This window comes from Gilliamella sp. Pas-s27 (genome assembly GCF_009795865.1).
Classification (GTDB): domain Bacteria; phylum Pseudomonadota; class Gammaproteobacteria; order Enterobacterales; family Orbaceae; genus Gilliamella.
Window position 1 is genome coordinate 1 of record NZ_WTEW01000143.1, and the last position, 304, is coordinate 304.

Annotated in this window: 1 protein-coding gene; it reads right to left on the reverse strand. The window is 37.5% G+C overall.

Annotation, left to right across the window (positions count from 1 at the left end):
* Positions 1-254: hypothetical protein (locus GQ589_RS12065; protein WP_160426506.1), on the reverse strand; the 254-nt coding region annotated here is incomplete at its 3' end.
* Positions 255-304: the final 50 nt, after the last annotated feature.

The following is a 304-nucleotide window of genomic DNA, read 5'->3' on the forward strand; positions in this document are numbered from 1 at the left end:
GTTATCGACACAATTTTATACCAACCAGGCATATCCTCTTTTTGTTCACCTAAACGAACTTTACTCCCCTTTAGTAATAAGCCAACTACGTTTGTATTTTTCCCATTTTCTCGTATTACACTACCCGTAATGGTTTCTGCTTTTGCTTCATTGACCTTCCCTAATTCAGCTGATTGCCAATAATGAGGATAGCTAACCTTACCATTTCCTTTCTGTTTCTTTTGCTGATAACCATACCAATCTAGCTGATGCATATATAAACTGTATAAGGTGATTGAGGGAGGCGTGTCAGTTGAATTAGCTA